17 protein-coding genes are annotated in these 20,576 nt (G+C 45.0%); 14 read left to right on the top strand and 3 right to left on the bottom strand.

Annotated features, from left to right (window positions below; genetic code table 11):
* Positions 1-78 precede the first annotated feature (78 nt).
* The 6 genes from BLQ13_RS14190 to bglB all read left to right on the top strand — a co-directional run bounded on the left by BLQ13_RS14190 (position 79) and on the right by bglB (position 7,772).
* Positions 79-960 (top strand): AraC family transcriptional regulator, encoded by an 882-nt coding sequence (locus BLQ13_RS14190; protein WP_090920911.1) that lies wholly within the window; start codon positions 79-81, stop codon positions 958-960.
* Between the two features lie 22 nt (positions 961-982).
* Positions 983-2,254 carry an ABC transporter substrate-binding protein gene (locus BLQ13_RS14185; RefSeq protein ID WP_090920909.1) on the top strand — a complete coding sequence of 424 codons (1,272 nt, stop codon included), beginning with the start codon at positions 983-985 and terminating at the stop codon, positions 2,252-2,254.
* A 112-nt stretch (positions 2,255-2,366) separates the two neighbouring features.
* Positions 2,367-3,272: a carbohydrate ABC transporter permease gene (locus BLQ13_RS14180; RefSeq protein WP_090920908.1), complete on the top strand. Its 906-nt coding sequence runs from the start codon at positions 2,367-2,369 to the stop codon at positions 3,270-3,272.
* Positions 3,272-4,096, top strand: coding sequence for a carbohydrate ABC transporter permease (locus tag BLQ13_RS14175; protein WP_090920906.1), 825 nt, complete (start codon positions 3,272-3,274; stop codon positions 4,094-4,096). Before BLQ13_RS14180 ends, BLQ13_RS14175 begins: the two co-directional genes overlap by 1 nt.
* 5 nt (positions 4,097-4,101) lie before the next feature.
* Positions 4,102-6,657, top strand: a complete 2,556-nt coding sequence (locus tag BLQ13_RS14170; protein WP_090920904.1) for a hypothetical protein — start codon at positions 4,102-4,104, stop codon at positions 6,655-6,657.
* A gap of 35 nt (positions 6,658-6,692) precedes the next feature.
* Entirely contained in the window at positions 6,693-7,772 is a 1,080-nt protein-coding gene (gene bglB / locus BLQ13_RS14165; protein ID WP_090920903.1) for a beta-galactosidase BglB, read from the top strand.
* 95 nt (positions 7,773-7,867) lie between these two features.
* On the opposite strand, the gene BLQ13_RS14160 is transcribed toward bglB, so the two are convergent.
* Genes BLQ13_RS14160 through BLQ13_RS14150 form a run of 3 tightly spaced genes read right to left on the bottom strand, consistent with a single transcriptional unit; the run spans position 7,868 to position 12,277 of the window.
* Positions 7,868-8,878, bottom strand: a complete 1,011-nt coding sequence (locus BLQ13_RS14160; protein ID WP_090920901.1) for a sugar ABC transporter substrate-binding protein — start codon at positions 8,876-8,878, stop codon at positions 7,868-7,870.
* Positions 8,871-10,469 (bottom strand): response regulator transcription factor, encoded by a 1,599-nt coding sequence (locus BLQ13_RS14155; protein WP_090920899.1) that lies wholly within the window; start codon positions 10,467-10,469, stop codon positions 8,871-8,873. The genes BLQ13_RS14160 and BLQ13_RS14155 overlap by 8 nt, the downstream gene beginning before the upstream one ends.
* The gene (locus tag BLQ13_RS14150) at positions 10,466-12,277 is read right to left on the bottom strand and encodes a cache domain-containing sensor histidine kinase (RefSeq protein ID WP_090920897.1); all 1,812 of its coding nucleotides are present in this window, start codon (positions 12,275-12,277) and stop codon (positions 10,466-10,468) included. The genes BLQ13_RS14155 and BLQ13_RS14150 overlap by 4 nt, the downstream gene beginning before the upstream one ends.
* 247 nt (positions 12,278-12,524) lie before the next feature.
* On the opposite strand from BLQ13_RS14150, the gene BLQ13_RS14145 reads away from it, so the two are divergent.
* From BLQ13_RS14145 to BLQ13_RS14110, 8 genes are all read left to right on the top strand, one after another.
* Positions 12,525-13,550, top strand: coding sequence for an ABC transporter substrate-binding protein (locus tag BLQ13_RS14145; protein WP_167375734.1), 1,026 nt, complete (start codon positions 12,525-12,527; stop codon positions 13,548-13,550).
* Positions 13,551-13,673: 123 nt separating this feature from the next.
* On the top strand, positions 13,674-15,206 hold the full coding sequence (locus tag BLQ13_RS14140; protein WP_090920893.1) for a sugar ABC transporter ATP-binding protein: 1,533 nt from the start codon (positions 13,674-13,676) through the stop codon (positions 15,204-15,206).
* Positions 15,207-15,210: 4 nt separating this feature from the next.
* Positions 15,211-16,254 carry an ABC transporter permease gene (locus BLQ13_RS14135; RefSeq protein WP_208606791.1) on the top strand — a complete coding sequence of 348 codons (1,044 nt, stop codon included), beginning with the start codon at positions 15,211-15,213 and terminating at the stop codon, positions 16,252-16,254.
* On the top strand, positions 16,244-17,218 hold the full coding sequence (gene yjfF / locus BLQ13_RS14130; RefSeq protein WP_090920891.1) for a galactofuranose ABC transporter, permease protein YjfF: 975 nt from the start codon (positions 16,244-16,246) through the stop codon (positions 17,216-17,218). Before BLQ13_RS14135 ends, yjfF begins: the two co-directional genes overlap by 11 nt.
* 127 nt (positions 17,219-17,345) lie before the next feature.
* Entirely contained in the window at positions 17,346-18,407 is a 1,062-nt protein-coding gene (locus BLQ13_RS14125) for an ABC transporter substrate-binding protein (protein ID WP_090920889.1), read from the top strand.
* A gap of 112 nt (positions 18,408-18,519) precedes the next feature.
* Positions 18,520-19,047 carry an AAA family ATPase gene (locus BLQ13_RS14120; RefSeq protein ID WP_090920887.1) on the top strand — a complete coding sequence of 176 codons (528 nt, stop codon included), beginning with the start codon at positions 18,520-18,522 and terminating at the stop codon, positions 19,045-19,047.
* Positions 19,048-19,064: 17 nt separating this feature from the next.
* Positions 19,065-19,532: a DUF2691 family protein gene (locus tag BLQ13_RS14115; protein WP_090920885.1), complete on the top strand. Its 468-nt coding sequence runs from the start codon at positions 19,065-19,067 to the stop codon at positions 19,530-19,532.
* Positions 19,533-19,681: 149 nt separating this feature from the next.
* The gene (locus tag BLQ13_RS14110) at positions 19,682-20,560 is read left to right on the top strand and encodes a class I SAM-dependent methyltransferase (protein ID WP_090920883.1); all 879 of its coding nucleotides are present in this window, start codon (positions 19,682-19,684) and stop codon (positions 20,558-20,560) included.
* Positions 20,561-20,576: the final 16 nt, after the last annotated feature.

The following is a 20,576-nucleotide window of genomic DNA, read 5'->3' as shown; positions in this document are numbered from 1 at the left end:
AATTCATTGTAAAGCGCTATCATTACAAATGGTTAAACTATATTGCTATTTATATTCAGAGAAGGGAGATCTTTATTGATGTTAACTATACACACCCCGACGAATATGGCATTGCAGGAAAATGAAGTTTATGTGCGCTCGGAAGCTGACAATTTTCAGGATGAATGGCCCATTCATACACATAACGGGTATGAGATTCATTATTTTATCCAAGGGGATGCAACCTTCTTGATCGGTGATCGAATCTATAAGCCGAAGCCCGGGGATATGTTTATTTTCAGAGGTGGAGTTCCTCATCGGATTAATCCTTCGAGAGAGATTGTGTACAAGCGAAGTTTTGTTAATTTTACGGAAATATTGCTATTAGACATGCTTGAACTTAGTCAATTAGAGAATCTGATGTCTATTTTCCGTCACCCCGACGGTTTATTGGTACATTGGTCCCCGGAGGAGCGTGAATACATCTCAAATACATTTAAAGGGATTAAAGAGGAGATGGATGCCCGAAGTGCGGGATGTAAAACGATGGTTAAATTGATTCTTACTCAGTTGCTGCTGCGGATTTATCGAAAAATGACTACGGCGCAATCGGTCGATCCGATTCTGATTTCCTCACAGAAGCAGTCCAGTGTGAGCCGGGTTCTTCATTATTTGAACCAAAATTATGCAGAGAACGTTTCGCTGGATGAACTGTCCAAAACGCTACATTTGAATAAATATTATATTTGTCATTCTTTTAAAGAAACAACGGGATATACGATCAGCAATTATGTCATACGCAAAAGGGTGGCAGAGGCCAAAAAGCTGTTGCTATCTACCGATGCACCGATTTTGTCTATATCCGAGACATTAGGCTTCAATACGCCTGTGTATTTCAGCAGAGCATTCAAACAATACGTCGGTGTTTCTCCACAGTTGTTCCGTAAAAACGAATTGCTTCATGTATCCCAAAATCATTAATTCTTCTTAAGGAGAGGTTAAAATGACAAGAAAAACATGGTTTAAGATGAGCATCAGCGTGTTACTAACAGCGGTGCTCATCCTGCTGAGTGCTTGTGGAGATGCAGGTAACAACGCTAATGGCAAACAAAAATCTCTTGATTTTGTATGGTTCTCTGATGGGAAAGAAGGAGAAGTCATCAAGGAGGTCATTAAGGAATACGAGCAAAGTAATACTAACGTAAAAATCAATCTGATTGAAGTCGGCTTCAAGGATATTCAAACCAAGTTGAAAACGATGTTATCCGGAGGTAAACCACCAGCCTTGAGCCGGGTGACGGATACGGGGTCTTTTGCCAATCAGGCTGTTGATCTTACCCCTTATGTACAGAATGCGGAACAATTCCAAGATCAATTTATCGACTCGCTTAAACCTTACTATGTTATGGATAACAAACTGGTAGCCGCACCGATGGATGTTACAGCAAATGGATTGATTTATAACAAAACCTTGTTTGATAAATCCGGTGTCAAGGTGCCAACTTCTCCAGATGAAGTATGGACTTGGGATGAATATATCGCTGCATTAAAGCAGGTGATGGACAAAGGTGGAGCGCGGTATGGCATGGTTTGGGATGTCACTCCCCATCGGTGGTCTACGCTGTTGTACCAGAATGGCGGAAGCATCTTGACAGAGGATGGCGCTGCTGCGGCGATTAACAGTGAAGCTGGAATTCGCTCCATGGAGATGTTCAAACAACTTCATCAAGAGGGTATCATGCCTGAATCGGTATGGCTGGGTGGAGAAAATCCGAACAACTTGTTCCGTTCCGGAACGGTAGCGGCACACTGGGCTGGCAACTGGATGATTAGCAATTATAAGGATATTACCGACTTCGAATGGGGTGTCACCTACATGCCAAAAGGAACGCAGCGTTCTTCCGTACCAGGAGGGAAGTTCCTTATGGCCTTTAAGGGCAGCGGGCAGGAAGAGGAAGCTGCAAAGTTTATTGAATATTTGACGTCCAAGGAAGTGAATTCCAAATATAATCAGGAGTCTTTGTTTATGAGTCCAAGGAAGGACAGTTCCACACTGAATTATGAATTTGGCAAGGAGATGTTTGAAGTTTTCTCGGATGAACTGAAAAACAGTTCGCCGCTTGCAGCGAATGATTGGTCCAGACAAACGCTTATATCCAAGATTTCTACGGATTTGAAAAATCATATTATGGACGTGTTATCCGATAAAGCAACCCCGCAGGATGCATTGGATCAGATGGCTAAGCAGATCAATGAAGCCATTGGCAGTCAATAAGGGCTAACCAAACACAAAGTTAAACGTAAAGCCAAATGTTCATCACAACCGGGGGCTTAGCGATTCCAGTTAGGCCTCCCTTTCGTTTAATTTATAGGGAAGGGGCACGCAGATGAGTGAAGCACAGCGAACAAATCATAAAACATTGACCAAACAGAACAGGAAACTCGTTATCGCTCCGTATCTGTTCATACTTCCAAATCTCCTGATCTTTAGTACATTTATCGTTTTTCCCTCTTTATTGGGGCTGTACTATTCATTCCATGTCTATGATGGGTTGAATCCGATGAAATTTAATGGGTTGGACAATTATTTGAAGATTCTGACGGATCAGGAATTTTGGTCAACCTTAGGGCGAACAGGCGTTTATGCTGTCATTGTTGTTCCGTTAATTTATGCAGCGGCTTTAGGCATTGCGTTGTTGCTGGCGCGTGAGATTCGTATGCGCGGTTTCTTCAGAGCTATCTTTTACTGGCCGACCATGATTTCCTTTATCATTGTAGGTTTAACCTGGAAGTGGATTTTCGGAGATTCTTTCGGCATTCTGAATCATCTGTTAACGATGGCAGGTGCAGAACCTGTAGGCTTTCTAACCTCATCTTTCTGGGCCAATACGGCCGTAATTGTGGCGACGGTATGGTCACGAGCGGGATTTTTCATGGTCATTTTTATCGCGGGATTACAAGCTATACCCACAGATTATTATGAGGCCGCTCGCTTGGATGGAGCAACGGGCACCAAAGTTTTTCGTTATATTACCCTGCCGCTATTGAAGCCGACAAGTTTACTCGTGGTTATGCTTTGTCTGATTGACGCGTTTAAAGCCTTCCCACTTATGTTTGCGCTTACAGGCGGTGGGCCAGGTAAAGAAACGACCTTTATTGTTCAATACATTTATGAGATTGGATTTAATAGGCAGGAATTAGGTCTTGCCAGTGCCATGTCGGTCATTCTGTTTATTCTCATCGGCGGATTTTCGGCACTTCAATTCCGCCTATCGAAAGGAGGGGCTGTCTGATGGTCATGAAACCTATAGTCAAAATTGCAATCTACAGCATGTTGAGTGTGGCCGCAGTGTTGTGGCTCCTGCCAGTGCTATGGGTTGTCATCTCTGCTTTGAAGACGAATAGCGATCTGTATAGCTTTCCTCCTAAATTGTGGCCAGACCCTGTGACCTTTGAACATTTCAAAGCGGCATTCAAAAAAGGTGATTTTGGCTTGTATTTTATGAATAGTACGATCGTCACGATATCTTCAACGTTATTGCTGTTATTGATCAATTCCATGGCAGGGTTTGCACTCGCAAAATATCGTTTCCGTGGAAGCTCCATTATACTTATTGCTTTTATCTCAACACTTATGATCCCGATTGAGGTCATTATGATCCCAATCTTCAAAGTGCTAAGTGCACTTGGTTTATATAACAGCCTGCTTGCCATCATCATTCCGCCAGCAGCAACGCCGACAGGTGTGTTCCTTATGCGGCAATATTTGCTGACCGTACCGGATGAGTTGTTAGAAGCGGCTCGTATGGATGGAGCCGGGGAATGGAAAATTTACTGGAGCATTATTCTTCCGATAGCCAAACCCATTTTGGCTGTACTTGCGATCTTTTCGTTTATGTGGAGATGGGATGATTTTGTATGGCCTTTGATTGCAATCAGTGATCCATCCAAATACACCATTCAGCTGGCGCTCTCTAATTTTATTGGGGAATACAACGTCGATTGGGGAAGCCTGCTTGCGATGTCCGTTATTACGATGCTTCCGGTCTTAATTGTATTTATGGTTTTCCAGCGTTATTTTGTCAGCGGTATGATTACTTCAGGGATGAAAGGATGAGTTAAATGATAGAATCCACCCAGGGCGGGACGGATACGTTGAATTACAAGCCGATGAAACTAGGCAGAGATCAAGTGATCAATCATTGGTTGATCAATGGTATATATACGGAGCCTGTTGCGTTTGTTCCAACAACGATGGAGGGAGATATTAATGATTGGCTTATCGATGGATTTGCCATTCACGAAAACCCGTGCAGGCAGGAGTTTGTTGAACATAGAAGATCACAGCCTGTATCCCGATTTTTCGATCAATGGAGTGAGTTCCCGAGTCCGGGAGATCGATTTCGTGGAGAACAGGGTGAAAAGCCATGGGAGATTTATTCTCCCTGGGGTAATCCGCGAGTAGAGAAATCAGGTTTCTGGTTTGTACCCACTCATCTACGTAGCTATGCCGCGACACGTCTGGTCTCTCCAACCGCTCATAAGGCGTCATTCCGAATCAAAACGTATGGAAGCCTGACACTGTGGATCAATGGAGAACAGGTCACGGATTTTGCGCCACTTATTCGTAACAAGGAGCAGGAAATCGTGATTCAAGCCGATCTTGTAGCCGGAATCAATGAGATTTATGCCTGCTGGGAGGATTTGGCTGAACGAGATACGATGTATGCTTTTGCCTTAGAATACCTTGGAAAAGAAGAATTGCAAGTTTCGTTGCCTATTGCTTCCCATTTGGTAGAGCCTGTGCGATCCGCCGAGCGTGCTCTGGAACAAGCTTACTTTCCTTCGGATATTTTTAAAGGCGAACAGATTAAACTGAAGCTTCCGCTTTCCTTGCCGGATATCGTCAGAGAGATGCGTGTTGAGTATGGCAATTTCTTTGATGGCACCGAAAATAAGACGATACAGATCGCCGAGAAGGAAGCGGATCTGGTTCTGGGACATACCAATGAAATTGGACATCATTACGTCTATTTCACGCTGACCCTTTCGGTTTCAAACGTAGTGCTCACCAAGAAGTTTGGCTGCCAATCCTACGATACCCGATATGATGAGGCTGCTCAACAAGCCAAAGATATTGAAGCCCGCAAATCGCTGGCTCTGAAGTGTATTGCCGAGAAGGGTAGCTCTAACATTCACACAGCGATCGCTATGCTAAAAACAAATGGCAATGTGCAAGCCGCGGAGAACATGCTGTTAGAAGGTGTGGAGGGCATTGAAGAGCGGAAGGATTGTAGTGATTTTTATCTCGTAGGGCTGTTCCGGCTATGGAGAGATGAACGAGATAGTGGGTTGTTCAGTGAAGCATTCTGGGAGCGGGTAAAAGCAAGTATCGTGAATTATCGGTATTGGATCGATGAACCTGGCGATGATGTGATGTGGTTTTTCAGTGAGAATCATGCGTTGTTGTTCCATACGAATGAACTGTTAGCGGGGCAATTGTTTGGGGAAGAAATGTTCACGAATAGTGGTGAAACCGGTGAAGTACATCGTCAGAAGGCAGAGCAGCGGCTTGCTTTATGGTTTGAACGCTTTATGGAAGAAGGATTGGCTGAATGGAATTCTAGTGCGTACATTCCCATTGATGCCGTTGGACTCTTGCATATTTATGAGTTTGCTCAGAATGAACAACTTAGAGAGCAAGCGAAAAAAGCAATGGATTTGTTATTTTATTATATTACGATTCAGATGCATCAAGGGGTGATGTCAACCACGTTTGGCCGTAGCTACGAGAAAGAATTGCTGGGGAGTTATGCCGCGGGAACAACGTCTATGTGCTGGATCGGTTATGGTGTCGGTCATGTGAACAATTATTCGATTAGTAACGTGGCTCTGAGTTTATCCAATTATATCCCTCCTGCGGCTTATCAGGAACATCTGTTGCTTGAGGAAAATGAACAGTTAACGTTTACCAATCAGCAGGGCAAGGGAGGGTATGCCAGACTCTATCATTATCGAACAGCGGAGTACGCTTTGTCCTCCATTATAAACTTTAGACCAGGAAAGCCAGGTTATCAGGAGCATGTTAACCATCTGTCCCTGTCGCCAGAGGCGCAGGTATGGGTGAATCATCCCGCAGAGATATACAAACATGGGGATGGTAGGCCTTGTTTCTGGGCTGGAAATGGTATTTTGCCTGACGTTGTTCAGCATGAAGCGATCGCTTTGATGATGTTTGACATTCCAGCAACGCATACTTCGGATTGGACACATGCTTATTTTCCTACATCATTTTTCACAACATGGGAGAAACATGAGCATTGGTATTTTGGCTGTCTGAATAAAGGGTATGTGGCTCTATATGCAGCGAATGGAACGAGAATGGAGAAGAACGGAGTGACAAGAGAGCGTGAGCTTGTTTCTCCTGGATTACGTAACGCATGGATTATCAGAGCAGGAAATGAATCGCAATTCGGATCATTCAGCCAATTTATAGATCAAGTTCGTTCTTCCAGCCCGCGATTTGACAGTACTTCTCTGACGCTTAGCCTGACCGATCCGATATACGGTTCCGTTCAATGGGGAATGAACAAACCTTTATTTGTCCAAGGAGAGGAAATCGTACATGAAGGTTACGGCGTAAGAGGAAAGTTGCAATTACAGGACATTAAACGTTGAATCGTATGCAATAAATCTAGGGAGTGACAGCCAAAATGCCGAATCAAGAGGTACTTCTGGAGAAAATAAGCAAGGTATCGGGTGCGATGAAATCGATGAAAAACACAAGCATCAACGAGCAGTTTCCGATTGGACTGATCGACATTCATCTATGGGAATGGCCGCAAGGGGTCGGACTTTACGGTCTCCTTCAGCTCTATGAAGCAACCAACGATGCTGAAGTGCTTCGTTTTCTTGAATCCTGGTATGATGCCAGGCTGATGGAGGGACTACCCGAGAAAAATGTGAATACCTGTGCACCGTTGCTTACTTTAATGACACTAAGCCAGCTGACCGGAAACAATGAGTACGAACGTGTCTGTGAAGAATGGAGCAGCTGGATTATGGATGAACTGCTACGGACCGGAGATGGTGCGTTTCAGCATATGATCACGGGAGATGCAAATGACGGACAGATTCTGATTGATACCCTTTTTATGACGGTGTTGTTTTTGGCCAAAGCCGGAGTGCACTTTAAGAAACAATCCTATGTGGAAGAAGCCAAGCGGCAATTCCTTGTGCATATTAAATATCTGTACAATAAACAAACCGGATTGTTCTATCACGGCTGGGATTTCAATGAAAACCACAACTATGGTGCTGTTCATTGGGGAAGAGGAAATGCATGGTATACGGCCGGAGTTATGGATTTTCTAAATATCATCCCCATTGAAGATGGGCTCAAGGCTTATCTGCTGGATACAGCGACTGCGCAAGTGAGAGCACTTAGCAAGCTGCAGCATGAGGATGGCATGTGGCATACGGTACTGGATGATCCAGACTCCTATAAAGAAACGTCCGCAACGGCGGCGTTTGGATACGGAATTCTCAAGGGAATCCGGTACGGCTACCTGGATGAATCCTATCTTGATACGGGGATGAGGGCGCTTGAAGCCGTGTTACAACATATTGATGAAACCGGAGTTGTACAGCAAGTATCTTATGGAACACCTGTAGGGCATGATGCCCAGTTTTATAAAGAAATACCGATTAGTCCGATGGGCTATGGACAAGCCTTGACGTTATTTATCCTCATTGAGGGCTTGCGGTCTTCAGTCGTTGCAGAAGTGTCTTAAAAAAGATAATACTCTCTACATGATTCGATAAAAAATTTCACCCTATAGCGAAGCCCTCTGAAAGGCTATTTCTATAGGGTGATTTCAATTCGTTACTATTCAGATGGAAGTATAGTTTGGTTGATTTCCTTTATCCCGGTATTAATAAAATTCTCAACAGGAAGTCCCTCGCTTGCACGTAGCAGCGTCTCAATCATTTTTGTTCCCCATACCTGCTCATTTTGCGAAATCACGGTTGATATCTGCCCATTTGACAGTCCTTTTTCACTAATGGAATTGCCACCGAAAGCGATTAGATGCCGGTTCAAGCCTTTGGCTTTCCAAACAAGGGTAGAGGCTGAAACGGATACAAAATCCAGCCCCACCACTGCATTAAAATGGGGGTGCGCATCAATCATGGATTCAATATCGTTGACCGCTCGATCTTCATTGCCTTGATTGTATCTGACTTCCAAAATTTCGATGTCAGTGTCATTACGAATATAATCAATGAATCCGTCCAGACGTTGCTGTAGACCAACCATCTCTTCCATACCACTTTCGACTAGAATCATGCCTTCATTATTCAGGAGCCTGGCTGTGGTCTGAGCAAACTGTCGGCCCGTTTGATAATTATCCGCTCCAACATACGCCATTCTATCGCTGGAAGGTGCATCCGATTCAAATGTGATCACCGGAATACCTGCTGCCGTAGCTTTATGAATGACCGGTGTAAGCGCGGCAATATCAATAGGAGCGATGGCAATTCCGTCAACATGTTGTTTGATCATATTTTCCAGAATGCGTATTTGCTGTTCGGTACTTGCTTCGTCCGGCGCGTTGACGGTAAGCGTCACATGATGTTTTTCAGCAGATTGTGTAGCATCCATTGTAATCATCTCATATGTCGGATAGGTCATCGGATAGATGATTCCGAAGGTTTTGTTTTTGGACGCCGATGCTTCCTCAGCTGTAGCAACATATTGGCTTACTTCCTGATTTTTGGGATGTGAATCACCTGAATCCGAATGGATCGTTGAACTCGAAGGGGCTCTCGTGCAAGAGGTTATCGATGATGCAAGCAAGATTAACAACAAGAACCAGCCAGCACTTTGGAGCTTACTCATACATGGGCTCTTTTCTCATGTCCACAGATGATTCATCGGGTACCACGGCCCCCCGTGTGCGATATTCCTTGGGCGTAAATCCGGTTGTCTTTTTGAATATATTTGAAAAATAGTGTGGATCGTTATATCCAACCTTGAATGCAATCTCAAATGTCTTGTTGCTCGTTGTTTTCAGCAGTTCTTTGGCTTTGCCGATTCTCACTTGGGTTAAGTATTCCGTTATGGTCTGACCTGTTTCCTGGCTGAAAATTTTACTGAGATGACTTGGGCTAATACGCACATGTGCTGAGATACTCTTCAAGGAAACCTGCTCGTTATTGTATTGCCCAGACACATACGCTTTGACCTGATCAATGACATCACTGTATTTGCCAGAAGATGCTGCTCTTCGCTGCCATAATTGATCGAGCAGTTCACACAAGTATCGGGTACAGGCTTCCCAGCTTGTAATTCCCCGGATCATCTGCTGCAAGCTCCGAATGTTCTCGTCCGGGTCAGCGCCCATACGAAAGATTTGATTCGCAAGACGGAAGGATTCAAGGGTAAGATCGTTTAACAAATAAACGCCATACGATGAAGAATTCCAGTCTATCGACTGTAATGGAGCTGCGAATTCCTGTACAAAGCTGTCACGCAGATGGGGGTCACCAATCTTGAGAAATTCAAGAAACCGGCTGCGATCTAACAAAATATTCATTTTCTCATCCAGGTGAATCTCTCGTAACGAGGCTTTGTTTTGCTGGGTCAAACGCGTGATATATTTGTCTTCATCTGCTTCCAGATAGGAAACATGAATGCCTTGCAGGCGTTCCTGATGACTTCCAATGCCAATAACGACACTGCAGTTGAATTGTTGCTCCAGATCCAGACGTATCTGTCCTCGAAGCTGTTCCAGATAAGCCATAATACGGTTTTCGGAGCTGGATTTAAGCAACAGCACCCGTTCCGTCCGGCTACGAATGTAAGAGAGAAATTCCACATCAACGCTACCGCATTCCTCCAGAATCCGAAGTGTTTTATTTAATAATAACTCCGAATTTTGAGAATCATCATGGGGTCTGATATCCATAATGACAATGGTGTAGAATTTGGCAGAAAGAGATAGTGAGAGCTTTTTGGCAGAATCGATGGCATCCGATGTACCGATGAGCCCACCGCACAGATCGGCGAGCAATTTTTCTTTGGTCATCGTAAGACTGGTCAGTCGTTGTTCTTCTTCATCCATCTTCTGACTGACTTCATGCAATATCTGAAGAAGTTCTGTTGCACTGACGGGTTTAAGACAATATTCAGTAACGCCAAGCCGGATTGCCTCCTGAGCATAACTGAACTCATCATGTCCGCTCATAATAATGATTTTGATATGAGGTTTTTGCGCACGGATGATAGAGGCCAGCTCTAAACCGTTCATAAACGGCATTTTAATGTCGGTAATGAGAATATCAGGTGCCCATTCTTCGATTAAGGGTAAAGCCAGCTCCCCATCCGGTGCATCTCCGCAGTAGTGAAAACCTTCCTTTTCCCATTGTACGCTGTTGCGTATATTCTCCCGAATCCCGATCTCATCATCGACAATCATTACCTTTTTCAATGCTGAACCTCCTTGCTTTTGGGGATGCGAATCTGAAATGTACTTCCTTCCATATACGTGCTCTCCATCTCAACACCATAGGATGGGCCAAAATAGAGACGAATGCGATCATGCACATTCAGCAGACCAAACCCGCCGTCTTGCTCATTTTCTTGAGGAGAACGGGAACCAGCAGGTTGATCTAATTTTTCTCTCAACTGTGTCAGTTGTTCGGTGTTCATACCAATGCCGTTGTCACGCACCGTGAGCACAATGCTTGTATCGTCCGAGTATCCCTGAATCGAGATGAGTCCTTGACCCCGTTTGTTTTTGATTCCATGATAGATGGCATTTTCGATCAGAGGTTGTAGTGTCATTTTCAGAATGGGATACTCTTGAAGCTCATGTTCGACCTTGATTTCGTATGTCAAAATATCGTGATACCTCATCTGCTGAATTACCAGATAATTGCGCGCATGTTCAAGCTCTGTCTGGATCGATACCCAATCAAAGCCTTTGTTCAGACCCAACCGAAAGAACCTGGAGAGCGCCTGAACCAGCTTGATCACACTTTCCTTTTTTTCGGCTTCAGCCATCCAGATGATGGACTCCAGCGTATTGTATAGAAAATGCGGGTTAATCTGCGCTTGCAACGTTCGTAATTCGGCTATTTTGACTTGTTCATTTTCTTTGATGCTTTGGTCAATCAGCGTTTTAATTTTCTCCAGCATGATGTTGAAGCTTTGCCCTAAATCCGCGATTTCGTCCGAACCGGTAGGGGTGACTTTGACCTCCAGATATCCGCTAGCCGCTTTACGCATCTTGTTCATGAGAATTTGTATGGGATGAATGAGTCTGTTATTCAGGAAAAAATATAAAGAAATCGCAAAAAATGCGCTTAATAAAACACTGATGATAATTAGCTGGCGAATGCCATTGGCCTCCGTAATAATTTCCTGAAAAGGCGCAGCTCCGATGATTTTCCATCCCGTCTGCCTGGATGTACTATATACGACAAACTGCGGTTTCGAGCCTGCGGACAAGTTGAAGCTGTCTTGCTCTGCGTGTAGAGGCACGGAATTGATCTGGTTGATGATGGCGAGAGACGCCTCGCCCGCAGGCGGTGTGAAAAGTGTTTTCCCATATTGATCGTTAATATAGAAGAAGCCGGAATCTTTAATTTTCGTCGTTGTCAAAAAATCATCAATGAATGAATCATTCATATCAATCACAATAAAGCCGATGACTTCATGTGTAATGCGTTCCTTGACGGTTGTCATAATTGAAAGCGCATTCTCTTTTGGGTACGCGAATCCATCCAAACGGTTATATTCAGCATAAGGTGCAGCATGAGGAATTCGCAAAATAGCGTTTGGGTACTGTACCAGATACTGAAAATAGGGATTGCGAAGCGGGTTGCGTTCCAGCTTGAATACTCCTTTTCGTTCGCTGATGCCTTTGCCATAGAAGTTAACAAATGAGATGTTGAGTACCTTATCGTATTTGTAGGTTTCACGGTAAAGATTGTAGGTCTGTAAAATAGCCTTGGCTTCGCCATACGACTCGGATTGTGCGTACAAATACTGTAGAACTTGTGGATTCTTGCCCAGTTCTAGTAGCCGCTCCGTATCTTCAAACATGATGTCAATATTTCTGGCAAGCTGGTCCGCAGCCAGTTGGGTGGAGGCTTTGTTGTGATTCGATACAACGGTATATGACTTGTGGTACGAAATTAATCCAACGATAATCAGCGGTACAGAACTGAGGATGATAAACATGCTGAGTAATTTAAGTCTGAGGCTTGAAGCTATCCACCTAACAAGTTTCAACGTATTCCACTCCATCTGAAGGAATCAGGATCTAAAGGTGATATTATTATAACATGATTTTGAACAATGAAAGCGTATCGCAAAATAGTACACCATTCACTAAAAAAATTACACGTTTATATGACATGTCCTCCACAATTACTAAATTATTACATAAAATTCACATCACATTCCATGTTAGTAAACGATGTAAGCGTTTTATAATGTGATCACACCACACAAGGTGAACTGAAAAAGGGAGGATCACATGATGCGAAGCAAAAAAAAGTGGGGACTCGCCATCACACTGGCGATGGTTATGCTTGTAAGTACAGCGTGTAACAGCGGTAATGGGACATCTGGTACAAATCAAGCGAGTTCTGGAGGAGATAGCGGAAGTGCACCTGCGACTTCCAAGACGATTACACTTGGTTTTTCTCAAGTAGGAGCGGAGAGCGGCTGGCGTTCAGCCAACACCAAATCCATTCAGGACTCAGCCAAAGAAGCCGGGTATGATCTGAAATTCTCGGACGCGCAGCAGAAACAGGAAAATCAGATCAAAGCCTTGCGCTCCTTTATTCAACAGAAGGTGACTGTGATTGCTTTTTCTCCGGTGGTGGAGTCCGGTTGGGATACGGTCTTAAAAGAAGCAAAGGATGCAGGCATCCCGGTCATTCTGACGGATCGCGCCGTAGATTCGCCGGATAAATCCTTGTACAAGACGTTTATCGGTTCCGACTTTGTAGAAGAAGGACGTAAAGCAGGCCAGTGGCTGAGCGATAAGTATAAAGATGCACAAGAGGAGATCAATATTGTTGAACTGCAAGGTACAACAGGTTCTGCTCCAGCGAATGATCGCCAGGAAGGTTTTATGGAGATTATTGGTTCCAATGCCAAGCTGAAAGTGATCGCGTCCCAATCCGGCGACTTTACACGTGCCAAAGGGAAAGAAGTTATGCAAGCATTCCTCAAAGCTCATAAAAAAATCGACGTTCTCTATGCACACAATGACGACATGGCACTTGGGGCCATTCAGGCCATTGAAGCTGCGGGATTAAAACCAGGTGTAGATATCACCATTATCTCGGTTGATGCCGTGAAAGACGGTATGCAGGCAGCTGCCGATGGCAAAATCAATTTTATCGTCGAATGTAACCCGCTGCTCGGACCTCAGTTGATGGAGGCGGTTCAGGCTGTGGTGGACGGCAAAGAGATCGAGCCGCGTATCGTCACGGAAGAAACGACCTTTACATCGGAGCAAGCCAAAGAAGCACTGCCATCACGGCAATATTAAAAGCAGCTGCGGTTAACACCGAAAAGTCATTTTTCGACCTCACTGTCGCTAAATGACTTTTTTCTATCCCAATCGGATGGCCGTTCGAATGCGAACGGCTTCTACAATAAAGGAGAGATGGATATGGAGGATCATCACGCACCGATCCTGCAGATGACGGGGATCACCAAACGTTTTCCAGGCGTTAAAGCACTCTCTGACGTCAGTTTTCGCCTGTTTCCAGGTGAGATTCATGCATTGATGGGTGAGAATGGCGCGGGAAAATCAACGTTGATCAAAGTATTGACAGGGGTTTACTCGATTGACGAAGGCACGGTGACGATGGACAATCGAACGCTTGCCATATCAGGGCCGCTAGAGGCGCAAAAAGCGGGGATTAGTACGGTATATCAGGAAGTGAATCTTTGTCCGAATCTGACGGTAGCAGAGAACATCTATATCGGGCGGGAGCCGATGAAGTATGGCCGAATCAATTGGAAACAGATGAACCAGGATGCGGAGAAGCTGTTACGTGAACGATTAAATCTGGTCATCGACGTGAAAGCGCCTCTGCAGTCTTATTCGGTAGCGGTACAGCAACTCATCGCCATCGCAAGAGCACTTAGCATCTCGGCTAAAGTACTTATTTTAGATGAACCCACTTCCAGTTTGGATAAAAATGAAGTGCAGCAACTTTTCCAGATTATGCGCAAGCTGAAAAGCGAAGGACTGGCGATTCTGTTCGTCACGCATTTTCTTGACCAAGTGTACGAAATGTCGGATCGTCTGACCGTGCTCCGCAACGGGGAACTCGAAGGGGAATACATTGCTGCATCGCTTCCACGTATGGAACTCGTACTCAAGATGATTGGTAAAGAACTCGAAATACTAGAGGATCTTCCTAAGCAAACAGGTGAAGGAAAGTCAGAGACAGAAGTGGAGGCAGACGCAAGGGAAATCATGATTACCGCGACAGGGCTCGGACGAAAAGGAGCCATCGACCCATTCGATTTAACGATTCGTAAGGGCGAAGTTGTGGGTTTGGCTGGATTGCTTGGATCAGGTCGTACGGAGATTGCTCGTCTGATCTTTGGCGCAGATCGTGCGGATGAAGGCAAGCTGACGGTTGCAGACACAGGTAACTCAGTAAAGTCACCGCGGCATGCGATTGACCAACATATTGCCTTCTGCTCGGAGAATCGCAAAACCGAAGGCATCATCGATGATCTGACGATCAGGGAGAATATCGTTCTTGCCTATCAGGCGACACGGGGCTGGTCGAAGCCTATTTCGCGCAAAAAGCAGGATGAGCTTGCAGAGAGATATATCAATCTGTTGCATATTCATCCTAAAAATCCGGAGCAGCTGATCAAAAACCTGAGTGGTGGCAATCAGCAGAAAGTATTGCTTGCACGCTGGTTATTGATGAATCCCGATCTGCTGATCCTTGATGAGCCTACACGCGGCATTGATATCGGGGCGAAGGCGGAAATACAGAAGCTGGTGCTCTCATTGTCGAAGCAAGGCATGGGTGTTCTGTTTATTTCGTCGGAGCTGGAAGAAGTGATTCGGGTTAGCGACCGGGTAGCGGTGTTGCGAGACCGGAAGAAAGTGAAAGAGCTCAGTGGAGAAGAGATCAATCAGCAGCAAATTATGAAAGCGATGGCAGGAGGTTGACGTCATGATGAGCAGGATGCGAAAACATCATTTGTTTTGGCCGTTATGTATGCTCGGTTTACTTTTATTATTTAACTTGATTTATTCACCCGATTTTTTCTCGCTGGTGATACGTGAAGGCAATCTATATGGCAGTTTGATCGATATTCTTAATTTCGGCGCACCGCTGATTCTGGTCTCCATAGGTATGACACTGGTCATCGCAACCGGCGGTATTGATCTGTCCGTAGGTTCGATTGTAGCGATCTCTGGCGCGATGGCTTGTATGACGATCAGTAAAGGAACAGATCAAAGTTCACTTTGGCTTGTTCTGAGTGCACTTGCGTTATCCATCGGTCTTTCCCTGGTCCTCGGTATGTGGAACGGGGCGCTGGTATCCGTAGCTCGAATCCAACCTATTATTGCAACGCTCATTCTTATGGTGGCTGGCCGAGGTGTTGCGCAATTAATCACCGACGGACAGATTATAACGGTGTCCAATGCACAATATCAGTACATTGGCGCGGGTTCACTTGCGGCGTTACCTTTCTCAATTTTCATCGTACTGACGGTACTGCTTATTGCTGTACTTCTCACCAGAAAAACAGCACTCGGACTGTTTATTGAGTCGGTGGGGAATAACGCACGGGCGAGCCAACTTGCTGGCATTCGTTCCAAAACCGTTATCCTTGCCGTGTACGTGTTCTGTGGTCTCTGTGCCGGAATTGCGGGACTGATTCTAAGCTCCAACGTATCCAGTGCGGATGGCAATAACGCCGGCCTGTGGTATGAGCTCGACGCTATTCTAGCCGTCGTCATCGGCGGAACTTCGCTGAACGGTGGACGTTTCTATCTGATGGGCACGGTGGTCGGTGCGCTCATTATCCAGACCTTAACGACAACCATCTACATGATTGGTGTACCGCCTGAGGTTACACTCGTTGTCAAAGCCTTTGTTGTGCTCGCCGTATGTCTAATCCAATCCGATGCTTTCCGCAAGTCCATGGCAGAACGCCTGAAAAAGCGGAAGTTTCCAGCTGAACAAGGGGTGAATCGCCATGTATCTTAATCGAAAGCTGCTCCCGGTTCTGGTCACCTTTGGCTTACTGGCTGTTATGATTGCCATTGGCTCGTTCCGTTACACGGGTTTCTTTTCCACACAAGTACTGTTTAATCTGTTGATTGACAATGCTTTTCTCATTGTGACGGCAATTGGCATGACCTTTGTCATCGTATCCGGCGGCATTGATCTGTCCGTCGGTTCGGTCATTGCACTGACCACGATTATTAGTGCGAGTTTGGTTGAAAAACAAGGCTGGTCGCCTACCGTAGTCATTCCCATGGTGCTCATAATGGGTGCGGTATTTGGTACATTGATGGGAGCCATTATTCATTATTTTAAAATTCAGCCCTTCATCGTGACACTCGCCGGTATGTTTCTGGCAAGGGGACTCTGTTATGTCATCAGTACCGACACCATTACGATTACCAACTCGTTCTATACGGACGTTGCACAAGCCAAGATTCCGTTACCTGAAGGCAGCTTCGTTTCCGTTAATGTAATCATAGCTCTGATCGTCTTATTGCTTGCCATCTTCCTTGCCCACTACACCCGCTTTGGACGTAATGTGTATGCCATTGGCGGAAGTGAGCAATCGGCCATGCTGATGGGTCTACCTGTAGCACGCACCAAAATTTTGGTGTATACCTTCAGCGGTTTTTGCTCTGCACTGGCAGGAGTTGTATTTACGTTCTATATGTTGTCGGGTTATGGATTACACGCCATGGGTCTGGAACTGGATACGATTGCTGCGGTAGTTATCGGGGGGACATTGCTGACGGGCGGCGTTGGTTACGTAGCAGGTACGTTCCTTGGTGTATTGATCCAGGGGGTTATCCAAACTATAATTAGTTTCGAAGGCACGCTCAGCTCCTGGTGGACGAAAATTGTGATCGGTTTGATGCTGTTTGTCTTTATTTTATTCCAACGACTTCTCAGTGAACGGCGAGTATCCGCCAAATCATTGCATTAACCTACTTTATAACCATTGATGAGTTTAATTTCTCAACACACATTTAAGAAAAGCACGTCAGATCAGAATGTAGTGAGAGGCTGGCAGACTTGGTTGGTATAAATGATGTAAGAGGGGGAGGGAATTGGTGAAAACAAATGCGATTGGGTTGTGTGTACTGCTACTGATACTGTTATGTCTTTCAGGCTGCACCCTGGTTGAGTCCGAGTCCAAACCCAAACCTCTTCCGGTCCCTTCAAACGTTGAATCCCTGCCCTCGTTAGAGGAATGGATGCAATCACAGGAATATAACATGCCATCCAAAGAACCAATCATATTGGGTTTTTCGCAGCTGGGTACGGAAAGTGCTTGGCGAATCGCCAATTCCACCTCCATTCAGGATGCCGCCAAGGAATCCGGGATTACCCTTATTATAAAAAATGCAGAGCAGTCTCAGACGAAACAATTTGAGGCTGTTCGTTCGTTTATCAAGCAAAAAGTAGATGTGATCGCGATTGCACCGGTGGTGGAATCGGGCTGGGATGATATTCTGCAGGAGGCGAAGCAAGCCGGAATTCCTGTCATCATCGTAGACCGCTCCGTTGACGCTCAAGATACCTCTCTGTTTGTAACGACGATCGGCTCGGACTTCTATGAAGAGGGTGTGAAAGCCGGAAAGTATATTCAGGATCGGCTACGGAATATGCCAGGAACGATTCGCATTGCTGAATTGCAGGGCACAAGTGGATCAACGCCGTCTATCCAGCGGGGAGAGGGCTTTCGAAGCATTTTAGGAGATAAAGCCCAGATCTTGTTCTCGCAAAGTGCCCCTGCTGATTTCACAGAAAACAAGGGCAGGCAAGTGATGGAAGGTTTTCTTCAGGTTCGGGAAGAGGAGCGACCACAAGTCCTTTTTGCGCATAATGACGAGATGGCTTTTGGTGCTATTCAGGCGATTCAGGATGCTGGCTTGAAACCTGGTGAAGACATCATTATTGTGTCGGTAGACGGCTCACGGAAAGCACTGCAGAGTTTGGCGGACGGGCAGATTAATGCCGTGGTGGAATGTAACCCGTTACTTGGACCTCAGCTGATGCAAGCTACCAAAGAAATTATGGCAGGGCGAACACTTCCCAAACGCATGGTACCCCGAGAGGATATTTTCACACAAGAAAGTGCGAAGCGTGAGATGCTTAATCGAAAATTTTGAGCGGCTAGAGCTTATAAAAATCCTGTTGGACAATCCCGACGGGATTTTGCATTTTTATTGAAGATGGCATATAGTATTTACCCGATATGATTTGATGTGAAGGAGTGAGTGTATGATCATCATGATTAATGGTGCGTTTGGTTCCGGTAAGACCTCAGCAGCGAAGGCGCTACAGCCAAGAATTGAAAATAGCATGATCTATGATCCCGAAGAGATTGGTTATATGATCCGAAAGCTTCTGCCTGAGGAACATCGGGAAGAACAGGAGCGCACCGATGATTTTCAGGATATTGAACTCTGGAAAGTGTTGACGGTGAACGCTGCGAGAGAGGTGAAGCAAAAATACAATAAACATCTGATTGTTCCCATGACGCTCTATAAAAAAGATAACTTTGATTACATTTATAGTGGGTTAAAGGAGATCGACCCGGACCTACATCATTTTTGTCTAACGGCTGAACTAGAGACGATATATAAGCGTCTTGCCAAGCGTGGAGATGAATTCGGCGGATGGCAATATCAACAGGCTCCGAAGTGTGTTGAAGCGTTCAAGGCAGATGTATTCGAAACCCGAATTGCGACAGATCATCTGGCAACAGATGAAGTGATCGATATCATTTTGCAGAAAGTGAAAGGGTAAAACTAAGAGGAGGCAGTATGACAAGAGGCATACAATTTCAAATTCCAAATGAATATGGGAGCTTTTTGGGAGAAATCCTGAAACCGATCAAGATCGCGGATTATGACTGGTTTGTTGGCGGGGAAGAGTCCTATTTAGTGGTTAAGAATAGCTTGGGAGAGAGTCTTTTTCCAGACCGGGTTATGGGCATGGCAGGAGAAGAGTTGCAGACAATGATTGATGATAACAAGTATTATTTGATCTTTGCCAATCTGAAAGCCTATACGAGAGGTACAGCAATTATAGATATAGAGACATATGAAGACTATGCAGAGAGTGATTGTCAGCTTGCATTGCTTGTCATAGATAGCAGTTACGTTGCGGTATACATTAAAGATGCTAAAATACGGGAAGAAATGTTTGAGCATATCAAGAGAATGGGATACGAAGCGCTGGATTATATTACGGATGATAATGACGTAAGAACAAAACTGTCCGTCTGGTGATAATTGCTGGAAGTACGGGATCAGATCATCCTGAAGTTGGATAGACTATGACATATTTTAGGAGTAGAATGAGATGTATTGAATTGTAAATGAAGTTAGATGAAGTCCTTTGGAAATGTGAATGCGTTTACAATTAAGGGGTGTAACTATTGTCGGATTATTATTGGGATAACCAAATAGAGTATCTGAGAAATACACGCTGGCTTTATTATAACGATGATTATCTCGAATTTTTGGTTGAACGCGTTTGGAAGATTAAGCAAGCTGTACATATGATTGATTATGGATGTGGTTTTGGTTACATGGGACTGAAGTTACTCCCGCTCCTGCCTGTTGGCTCACGGTACACGGGAGTAGATCAAGGATCAGAACTGATTAAACATGCGAAAGAACTCTACGCACACACAACTTATCAGGCTGAATTCATAGAAGGTGACATTGAAACGGTGCAGTTCGAACGAGCTTATGACATCGCGATAAGTCATGCTTTTTTGTTACATATGACAGAACCACGTGTGATATTAGAAAAGATGATTGGCAGTGTGGTGGATGGAGGCCGAGTGATTTGTTTCGAGCCACACTGGATTGCCAACATGGCGAGTTATGCAATAGACGGTATGGAGCAGTCCAGCATTGTGCACCTGGGCGTACTTCAGAAGTTGTATGAGCAGGTTGCCGGAGAGAGTGGCAAAGACGGGAATATAGGAATGAAGATTCCGACACTGCTCAGTCAGCTTGGTGTTAGAGGCGTGGAATGCCGAGTAAGCGATCGTGTGAACTTTTTAGATCAACAGATGGATGAACCGGATAAACATACGTTGTATAACGCGTTAAAAGAAGAAGGGTTAGGGGCTCTCCCGGGTAACCGAGAAGAAGCCATTGCCCACCTTATTGGACGAGGATTAACTTCCGAGGAAGCCATCCATCAGTATGAGGCAGAAGAGAGATTTGCCAGGGAATTCAATGAACACACGTATATGACGTATGCTCCGAACATGAAAATTACTAGCGGGATTGTAATCGGATAAATTGAATGTATACCGA

The sequence above is a fragment of the Paenibacillus polysaccharolyticus genome, from assembly GCF_900102085.1.
GTDB lineage: Bacteria > Bacillota > Bacilli > Paenibacillales > Paenibacillaceae > Paenibacillus > Paenibacillus polysaccharolyticus.
Note: the sequence above shows the minus strand (reverse complement) of the source record. Positions and strands in the feature narration are given on the sequence as shown.

Bases quoted from the DNA above. Each gene is read 5' to 3' on its own strand.
- BLQ13_RS14190 (WP_090920911.1), top strand. From the start codon at position 79: ATGTTAACTATACACACCCCGACGAATATGGCATTGCAGGAAAATGAA.
- BLQ13_RS14185 (WP_090920909.1), top strand. From the start codon at position 983: ATGACAAGAAAAACATGGTTTAAGATGAGCATCAGCGTGTTACTAACA.
- BLQ13_RS14180 (WP_090920908.1), top strand. From the start codon at position 2,367: ATGAGTGAAGCACAGCGAACAAATCATAAAACATTGACCAAACAGAAC.
- BLQ13_RS14175 (WP_090920906.1), top strand. From the start codon at position 3,272: ATGGTCATGAAACCTATAGTCAAAATTGCAATCTACAGCATGTTGAGT.
- BLQ13_RS14170 (WP_090920904.1), top strand. From the start codon at position 4,102: ATGATAGAATCCACCCAGGGCGGGACGGATACGTTGAATTACAAGCCG.
- bglB (WP_090920903.1), top strand. From the start codon at position 6,693: ATGCCGAATCAAGAGGTACTTCTGGAGAAAATAAGCAAGGTATCGGGT.
- BLQ13_RS14160 (WP_090920901.1), bottom strand. From the start codon at position 8,878: ATGAGTAAGCTCCAAAGTGCTGGCTGGTTCTTGTTGTTAATCTTGCTT.
- BLQ13_RS14145 (WP_167375734.1), top strand. From the start codon at position 12,525: ATGATGCGAAGCAAAAAAAAGTGGGGACTCGCCATCACACTGGCGATG.
- BLQ13_RS14140 (WP_090920893.1), top strand. From the start codon at position 13,674: ATGGAGGATCATCACGCACCGATCCTGCAGATGACGGGGATCACCAAA.
- BLQ13_RS14135 (WP_208606791.1), top strand. From the start codon at position 15,211: ATGATGAGCAGGATGCGAAAACATCATTTGTTTTGGCCGTTATGTATG.
- yjfF (WP_090920891.1), top strand. From the start codon at position 16,244: ATGTATCTTAATCGAAAGCTGCTCCCGGTTCTGGTCACCTTTGGCTTA.
- BLQ13_RS14120 (WP_090920887.1), top strand. From the start codon at position 18,520: ATGATCATCATGATTAATGGTGCGTTTGGTTCCGGTAAGACCTCAGCA.
- BLQ13_RS14115 (WP_090920885.1), top strand. From the start codon at position 19,065: ATGACAAGAGGCATACAATTTCAAATTCCAAATGAATATGGGAGCTTT.